The organism is Ruminococcus flavefaciens, assembly GCF_900108555.1.
Taxonomy (GTDB): Bacteria; Bacillota; Clostridia; order Oscillospirales; family Ruminococcaceae; genus Ruminococcus; species Ruminococcus flavefaciens_P.
This window is the reverse complement of sequence record NZ_FNWV01000019.1, coordinates 24,783-32,363: the sequence shown is the minus strand read 5'-3', so window position 1 is coordinate 32,363 and position 7,581 is coordinate 24,783. Positions and strand designations below refer to the sequence as shown.

General features: G+C 41.9%; 9 protein-coding genes. 4 read left to right on the top strand and 5 right to left on the bottom strand.

Features of this window, described 5'->3' with window-relative positions:
- Window positions 1-150: 150 nt before the first annotated feature.
- From BLW60_RS15540 to BLW60_RS15525, 5 genes are all read right to left on the bottom strand, one after another.
- Complete coding sequence (locus BLW60_RS15540; RefSeq protein ID WP_074715664.1) at window positions 151-1,398, bottom strand: IS4 family transposase; 1,248 nt, start codon at window positions 1,396-1,398, stop codon at window positions 151-153.
- A gap of 384 nt (window positions 1,399-1,782) precedes the next feature.
- Window positions 1,783-2,760, bottom strand: coding sequence for a class II glutamine amidotransferase (locus tag BLW60_RS15535; protein ID WP_074719018.1), 978 nt, complete (start codon window positions 2,758-2,760; stop codon window positions 1,783-1,785).
- Window position 2,761: 1 nt separating this feature from the next.
- Window positions 2,762-2,920 (bottom strand): hypothetical protein, encoded by a 159-nt coding sequence (locus tag BLW60_RS16945; RefSeq protein WP_175460958.1) that lies wholly within the window; start codon window positions 2,918-2,920, stop codon window positions 2,762-2,764.
- Window positions 2,921-4,030, bottom strand: coding sequence for an amidoligase family protein (locus tag BLW60_RS15530; protein ID WP_074719016.1), 1,110 nt, complete (start codon window positions 4,028-4,030; stop codon window positions 2,921-2,923).
- Between the two features lie 55 nt (window positions 4,031-4,085).
- The gene (locus BLW60_RS15525; RefSeq protein WP_074719014.1) at window positions 4,086-4,370 is read right to left on the bottom strand and encodes a DUF960 domain-containing protein; all 285 of its coding nucleotides are present in this window, start codon (window positions 4,368-4,370) and stop codon (window positions 4,086-4,088) included.
- Between the two features lie 316 nt (window positions 4,371-4,686).
- Between BLW60_RS15525 and BLW60_RS15520 the strand changes: the two genes are divergently transcribed.
- From BLW60_RS15520 to BLW60_RS15505, 4 genes are all read left to right on the top strand, one after another.
- On the top strand, window positions 4,687-5,613 hold the full coding sequence (locus BLW60_RS15520; RefSeq protein ID WP_074719012.1) for a DUF1848 domain-containing protein: 927 nt from the start codon (window positions 4,687-4,689) through the stop codon (window positions 5,611-5,613).
- A 359-nt stretch (window positions 5,614-5,972) separates the two neighbouring features.
- Entirely contained in the window at window positions 5,973-6,257 is a 285-nt protein-coding gene (locus tag BLW60_RS15515) for a hypothetical protein (RefSeq protein WP_074719010.1), read from the top strand.
- A complete protein-coding gene (locus BLW60_RS15510; RefSeq protein ID WP_074719008.1) occupies window positions 6,227-6,820 on the top strand; it encodes a relaxase/mobilization nuclease domain-containing protein in 594 nt (197 codons plus the stop codon). The genes BLW60_RS15515 and BLW60_RS15510 overlap by 31 nt, the downstream gene beginning before the upstream one ends.
- Before the next feature lie 241 nt (window positions 6,821-7,061).
- Window positions 7,062-7,562 carry a GNAT family N-acetyltransferase gene (locus BLW60_RS15505; protein WP_074719006.1) on the top strand — a complete coding sequence of 167 codons (501 nt, stop codon included), beginning with the start codon at window positions 7,062-7,064 and terminating at the stop codon, window positions 7,560-7,562.
- Window positions 7,563-7,581: the final 19 nt, after the last annotated feature.

Sequence of the window (7,581 nt, the reverse complement as noted above, 5' to 3'; positions counted from 1 at the left end):
TAATGTCATTAAGCTAACCAAATACGCTAAAGGAACAGGAGTATGTTGGGAATATTACCAGGCATACTCCTGTTATTACATTCGCCAAAATTGCATGACGAAAAGACAGATACGAGATCTGCCTGAAAAAAGATTGACATAAGCAAATAATTATGATAACCTGTAATTGAAGCCGATAGCAGAATGGCAACGAGTTTTTCTATCAGCAATACGATCAGGTCTGACAGGACACTTGTTTCTTGCTATCAGTTCTTCCACAAGTAAAGGATTTGCGTGTGCAGAGCGAAAGAATTTGATGCAGATATGTATAGCAAAAGCATAATTGATTTTATAGCGGTAATCATTATGCTTATCGTCATCTATGGTGATATTTTCGGTAATCAGCATAGAGAAGTTATACATGATAAGACTTGCAAAGATTTCCTGTATCACGCAGTCCTTTCTCTTTGAATGGAAAGCAATAAGACCAACATGGTATTTTAGCTCTCTGAATGAAGTCTCGATCCCCCAGCGCATTTTGTAGATCATCTTGATATCTTCGGCAGAGAACTCATCATCACAGAGATTGGTAACAATGGTCTCATAGTTATCTTCAGATATCTTGATTCTAATGATGCGAAATTTTAGCGGATAGGTATCTTTCGAACACTTCGGAAGAAAATCAAAAACGACCTGCGAATTAAGGAATCTAAATTTATCAGGATTCGACTTAACTTCATTTGTTTGTCTTCTTGTAAGAAGAATATCAGCAGTAAAGTCTGTCTCTTTATCGGCTGGAATATTGAATTTCTGGGCAATTCCTGCTGTTGTTTTGATTCTGATAACGTATTTCAAGCCATTATTTTCAAGGTGAGCAATAGTATTGTATGCTTCATATCCTCTGTCAGCAATGATAATTGAATCTTCGCTCAACTTTTTTGCCATACTTATGAGAGCGGTATGCTCATTTTCGCATCGACTGTCCTGTAAAACAGCATCGATATATCTACGGTTCATAAGGTCATACAATGCATTCAGATGCATAAGATTGTATCCTTTTGAATCAATATTAGCGTTGTAATGAGTGTTGTGGTCATCATGGATAGTGGGAATATGTATATCAGAACCATCCACAGCATAAAGTCTGTAACCATGAAAGAAACAGGTCTGAGAAAATGACTCGTTTAATTTATGGAACAAATGAAGAAATGCAGCAGGCAGTATCTTGGCTCTTCTCTGAACAACAGCTGAAACCGACACTGCTTTCTGATCCAGGCCATAAAACTCCATAAGCTCACTGCTAAGAGTCTGGCTGCCCATACTCAAAATAAACCGCATTGTTTTTGAGAAAGACAGCTCGCTTTTTCGAATAAAATCTCTCTTAGGATCAACTACAAAATCAGAGATATTTTTCTCCATGTTGATGATAAGAGTGTTAAGCTTATTTTTGACAATATTACAGTATTTTTGCACGGTAAAACCTCCAATCAGATGTGTATATCTGATTAGCTGCGCCGCACATTTTCGGCTTTTTGTCAATACCTTTTTGCAAAATTTACATTTTATACATAAAAAAATAATCACAGGATCATTCTGATTCCTGTGATTATTTTACTTTTCCTTAGCTTAATGACATTAGGTAGATACCTGGGCGTATCCATAGATTCTGTTGTCCATATTACCTCCATTTTGTCCATAAATATGGTTGTTACTTAGTGGACGTCCATAAAGTCAAAACGGGACTTTTATGTACACTATTTTGCTTGTTTCCAAGGTGTGCATAAAAGTTTACTTTTGTGGACATCAAAACGCTCCTCCGTAGCAACTCTCGTACAGGCTTTCACCACACATATACTTCACATCACGGAGAGCCTCGTGGAGCAGGTTCGTATCCATAAGCATCTCCTCGATTTCATCGCAAGTGTAGCCGTACTCGAGCAGAAGTTCTACATCCTCGCTATCCACTCCATAGCATCCGCAGTATGCAAGTAGTATCTCCTCATGCATATCGTAATAGGGCGAGTCGTCGAGACCGTACCATGATCCGTACTTGGAGCGATATATCTTAGGCTCAAACTCCGAGCGTGTGATATTTCCGTTCCTGTCGATACGCAGTATATCTCCCTCGTCTGTTTTGATACGCTCATTTGCGAACTTATGCAAACCTATCCTGCGGATAGCGTTCTTCATGATACTCTCGGTAGATGCGTATACATACAGCCCGATATCCTTGAAGTGGAGCAGGCACATCGGGTTGCTGCCTTTGACTATATATAGGCTGTTGCAATCATCAAGCACTGTGAAGGTGAAGTTGCCCTCTACGGTCTCAGCCATGTACTTGAGACTGTCAAAATCGAGCTTCCCTTGCTTCTCTATGAGCTGAACGCCGATGTAGCTGTCGGTATCTATATATGTATTGGGGATTACCCCGTCCTTACGCAGCTCCTTATCGTTCCACAAACATCCGTTATGAGCAAAGGCAAACTCTGTATCAGCGTGACCTGCGAAAGGGTGATTATTGAAATTATGTTTCTTATCGCCCTGAGTAGCCAACCGCGTATGTCCCATAATTGCCTTTGTTTCGGCAGGTGCGTTGAAATGAATCTTATGTGCAGGCTTGGGCCTTTTAAATATAGTGACTTTTCCATCATGAACATAGCTGATACCGGCAGCATCTGTGCCGCGTTCTTCGGCTGCGTTAGCCAGTGCCTGTGTAAGTTTCTTCAGCACCTTGTATGGTACTATGTTTTTATACGATAAATAGCCAAATAATGCACACATTTTAATCGTCCTCCTCGTCATTGAACGGCAGATCAAGTGAGCCACCAGATGCGCCTGCTCCGCCTACTACAAGCGCGATGACTGTAATTGCTTTTATAACGTCCTTTATATCTTTTTCAGTCTCAGGATCAACGTCAAATAAATCAGATAATAAGCCCATTTACATATCCTCCTCAATTGTTGTTTCTTCATTAATATACAGCCGACGTTCCTTCAGATACTGGATAAGCTCCGGTTCGGTGAGTGTTCCGGCAAACTCAGACCAGCTCATATTAGCGATTCCCTCATCTGTCAGGTGAATAGCAAGGTCACATATCTCGTTCACAAGCTCTAACGCCGCGATGAGTGTGTTGTATTTGAGCGTGCCTCTGAACAGGCGGAACTCAATAGTTGCCCAGTTCATGAGATTAACTGCGGCATACCTGCCGTTATTTCCCTTCTTAGCCTTATCCAGTATCTCACGCCCTGTCTTCTCATAGCCGTACCTCGCAGCCCAGCGGTTCATCGAATATTCTGAGCGGCGGCTAAATCTAAGGAGCTCTGCCCAGTGCGTCTCAACAAAGAACAGGATGCGACTTATAATGTCTTCCTGTTCATCGTGTGTCTCACCGAGACTGCTTCTATTTACGTGGATATGCAGTCCACAGGTGCTTGTCTGATGTGAGCGGTAGCCTTGAGATATAGCCTTTTTCATTATCTCTTCCCACTGATATTTCTTGTGATAGTCAAGGCTCATGGGATGTGTAACCAGCTCCATACCATCGTCAAGGGATCCGTCGCCTTTGATGTAGATATGCTCCTCGCCCCTGTTGGCGATAGCAAGTAGCTCGTCAGCATTATCGCTATCTTTACCAGCCCCATCAATCTCCAGCTCAATGCCGAAATACCGCTTAGAATCGCCATAGAATATAGGCTCAGGCTTGTAACCGTAGTCGTGGATAGAGCGGTTTTTGTCAACTTCATCGTGATAGCATTCTGAGCAGTAGTCGTATCCGTCGAGATGATAGGCATCGTCTTCGTGAAGCAGTGCATCACAACAGGAGCAGCGAGTATAGTGATTCTCGTAACAGTGACGACAGAGGGTGGTATACTCGTCACCATAGCTATCATCGGTCCAGATTGTCTCACCACATCGATCGCAGGTTGTAGTATGCCGCTCGTAACAGTCTGTGCAGACTACTTCGCCGTTTACCTCTTCATAGTCTTCGTCTTCGCCGATAAGAGCTCCACAGTGGGAGCAGTACAGTGCATTCTTCTTGTTATCTTCCATTGTAAAAACCTCCATAAATAGAAAGAACCAGCCCCCGAAGGGGCTGGCCTTACTTTTAATATTCTTCTGCTAAAAGCATTGTGCTGTGATCGCCATCATCAATGATGTACAGCTTTTCTGTGATAGGACTATCGGACGGGAGCAGGTATACTTTCCGGTATTCAGGTTCTTCGCTCCTGTGCGTGATAGACTGCATACAGCCGACCTGTTCCAAGTCAAAGACTTGAAGATAGTCCTTTGGAGCAGGCATACTGTTTACGCATTCCCATAAAAACATCTGTAATTCCAACGGTATTGTGCTGTCTACTCCACATGTCAGATAGCGCTTAGTTTCAGGCATCTTTTTGATCCTCCTTTACATTGAAATTGAATACGCGCGTAATGTATTCAAGCTAATAATGTATATATGAAAAATCAAAAAAATCGGAGGTTTTCGTGAAAAAGCCTCAAAAGGCCTTTTTTGTAAATAATATTACGCAGTAATAATGTATATATCAGATTCTGAAAAAATAGGAATTCTATCTTGACATTGTATTTCAATCCTTAGTATAATAAGAAAAATACTGATTCCAAGCTCTACCGCCCCATTACGGGGCGGCGTGAGCATAAAAAAGCAGCTGTACCGATATGATACAGCTGAGAGAATAAGGAGAATTATGATTATAAACACGGGTATGCGGACGGATATCCCCGCATTTTACTTTGAGTGGTTCATGAATCGTATACGAGAAGGATACGTTCTTGTGCGGAATCCGTATCGACAGGACTGGATAACGCGATATGAGTTAGATCCTGATGTTGTTGACTGTATAGCCTTCTGTACAAAGAATCCTGCTCCGATGCTGAAGTATATTGACGAGCTGAAAAGGTTTCATCAATACTGGTTCGTGACAATTACTCCCTACGGAAAGGACGTTGAACTGAATGTTTCGCCGAAGGAGCAGGTCATGCAGAACTTTATTACTCTCTCAAAAGCGATAGGCATCAATTGTATCGGCTGGAGGTACGATCCGATATTCATTGACAGCACCTACACGCTCGAACGTCACTTATCTGACTTTGAAACTATGTGCAGAACTCTTTCAGGTTATACAGAAGTATGCGTTATTAGCTTTATTGATATCTATGAGAAGGTCGCTCGTAACTTCCCGCAGGCAAGAACAGTAACTCCACAGGAGCGTGTCGCCATTGGTAAGGCTTTCGCAGAAATCGGACAGCGTTACGGAATATCGATAAAAGCCTGTGCTGAGGGAAACGACCTTGCTCCATTTGGCGTAGACTGCAATGGCTGCATGACTCAGGAAACATTTGAGGCAGCTATCGGTTGTTCTCTTGATATTCCCAAGAAGAAGTCGCAGAGAGCGGAATGCAGCTGCGTTCTCGGTACTGATATCGGCGCTTATGATACCTGCGCTCACTTCTGTCGCTATTGCTACGCCAATACAAACAGAGAGAACGTAAGACGGAATATTCGTCTGCATGATCCGAACTCTCCGTCCCTTGTCGGAACGCTCTGTGAAGGCGAAACTTTCCATCCAGCGGAGCAGGTCAGCTGGATCAATAATCAGCTTTCATTTTTCTGAATACGCTAAAATCCTCCCGGTTACTGTCGGGAGGATATTTTTTGTCTGGATTTGTACTATGTAGTAAGAATGTATGACAAACGTACTTATATACCTGCAAATATTATATTCAATATATTCTAGTATTCTCTAGTATATTATATATTAAATATATTATATATAATATACACACGCATACGCACACGTACGTACACACACGCACCTACATGCACACGTACACGTACACATGCGCGTATATAGAGCATATACAACGATACCAGAATCTTTGGATATGTTGAGGTTGTTGGGTACTGATGATCCGAGACATCTACACCATTTGTCAATATTCTTGAATCTAAATTAACTGGAGGTTATAACTCATGAAAACTGGTACAAGTCCAAAGACACTGAGAATCCCGAAAGATACGATTGCTGACATCGAGAGAGTCGCTAAGGAGAAGAAAACAACATTCTCGAAAGAAGCCAACCGCAGACTTGCAAACAAAGGTGGTAGCGATACCAATTACCCGTTATTTCTTGCTAAGACTCAAACTATCATCAACCTTTGCTTTGAAGGCGTAAGAACCGGAAGCGAAGAACCAATCAAAAAAGCTCAGGAGGAGGAAAGAAAGTTATGGACAAAGATTATGACATCCTCAAAGTAATCTGGCACGCAGACGGCGGTGATGAGTATTCTACGAACGCCACCAAGTATCCATCAAACGAAGACTGTGTAGGATTAAGAGGATACGGAGTTGATGCTGACGATCCCGCAACAGCAAAGATGCAGTTTGATTCTTTGTCTAAATATCACGGAAATGAAGGAAAGAATGAATTTATCCAATTCATGATATCGCCTCTGAAAGAGACAGCTCCTGACGCAGAAACTGCAATGGAAATAGCTGATCAGGTTCTGGATCCGCTTAAAGACGAATACTTGATATTGATCGGAGCTCACAAAAAGGAGCATCAAAAATCTGATTATCACACTCACGGTTATGTGGGCACAACAAACCTTGAAACCGGAAAGATGCTTCATCCTACGAACAAACTCAACTATGCTATGGCTCAGAGAATGGCTGATACCATACAGAAACCGGTTGAACTTGTCATCGAAAGGAAGAATAAATCTCCCGAACCGGATTCTTCTCAGAACGGTGGCAACAATACTGAGAAAAAGAAAGATTTCACCCGCATATTCTATCCGCATAAAAACACGAACGATTGAGCCTAACGCTGCATAAAACTAATATTTCCCCAATTCCCCCCAAAATGAGAACAGCTTCAAGATAATATATCTTCCCGGCCTTTGTGCCGGGTGGCTGTTCTCTAACTATGCTATAATAAACGATTCCAACATATCTCAGGAAATGCTTGACACTATCGCTGTGATATGGTATTATACTCGTAAGCTATTAAGTATTAATTCACTAAAGCTCAAAAATGATGAGAACTGAATCGAGGGTAATATGCTGAAACTAAAATCTGCTAACTACAAGGATATTGAGAAAGAATGGTTCTTTCAGCGCAGTATTCCGGTTGATGAGAACGGTTTTCTCAACGACTATAACGATATAAGTCGTGAGGATTTTGATTCTGCTCTCGAAACGATAATAGCACAGTCAAAGGGTGAAAAGCTGCCAGAAGGATATGTACCGCAGACAGTATATTACCTGTGGGATGATGATACTATCGTTGGCACATTTCACTTCCGTCATTATCTCTGCCAGTCGCTTATTGAGGGAGCAGGTCATATCGGCTACTACATAGCTCCTGAATATCGCGGTAAAGGCTATGCTTCTCAGGGACTTAAACTCCTCATCGACGAGATAAGAGACGATGTTCAGGATGATGAAATATATCTGCGCGTCAACAAGGATAATCCAGCTTCTCTCAAGGTTATGCTGAATAACGGCGGGTATATCCATCATCAAGACGATACGAAGTACTATGTCAGAATCAAGAAATAGGCTAATATTACATTCCCAT

Bases quoted from the DNA above. Each gene is read 5' to 3' on its own strand.
- BLW60_RS15540 (WP_074715664.1), bottom strand. From the start codon at position 1,398: ATGGAGAAAAATATCTCTGATTTTGTAGTTGATCCTAAGAGAGATTTT.
- BLW60_RS15535 (WP_074719018.1), bottom strand. From the start codon at position 2,760: ATGTGTGCATTATTTGGCTATTTATCGTATAAAAACATAGTACCATAC.
- BLW60_RS16945 (WP_175460958.1), bottom strand. From the start codon at position 2,920: ATGGGCTTATTATCTGATTTATTTGACGTTGATCCTGAGACTGAAAAA.
- BLW60_RS15530 (WP_074719016.1), bottom strand. From the start codon at position 4,030: ATGGAAGATAACAAGAAGAATGCACTGTACTGCTCCCACTGTGGAGCT.
- BLW60_RS15525 (WP_074719014.1), bottom strand. From the start codon at position 4,370: ATGCCTGAAACTAAGCGCTATCTGACATGTGGAGTAGACAGCACAATA.
- BLW60_RS15520 (WP_074719012.1), top strand. From the start codon at position 4,687: ATGATTATAAACACGGGTATGCGGACGGATATCCCCGCATTTTACTTT.
- BLW60_RS15515 (WP_074719010.1), top strand. From the start codon at position 5,973: ATGAAAACTGGTACAAGTCCAAAGACACTGAGAATCCCGAAAGATACG.
- BLW60_RS15510 (WP_074719008.1), top strand. From the start codon at position 6,227: ATGGACAAAGATTATGACATCCTCAAAGTAATCTGGCACGCAGACGGC.
- BLW60_RS15505 (WP_074719006.1), top strand. From the start codon at position 7,062: ATGCTGAAACTAAAATCTGCTAACTACAAGGATATTGAGAAAGAATGG.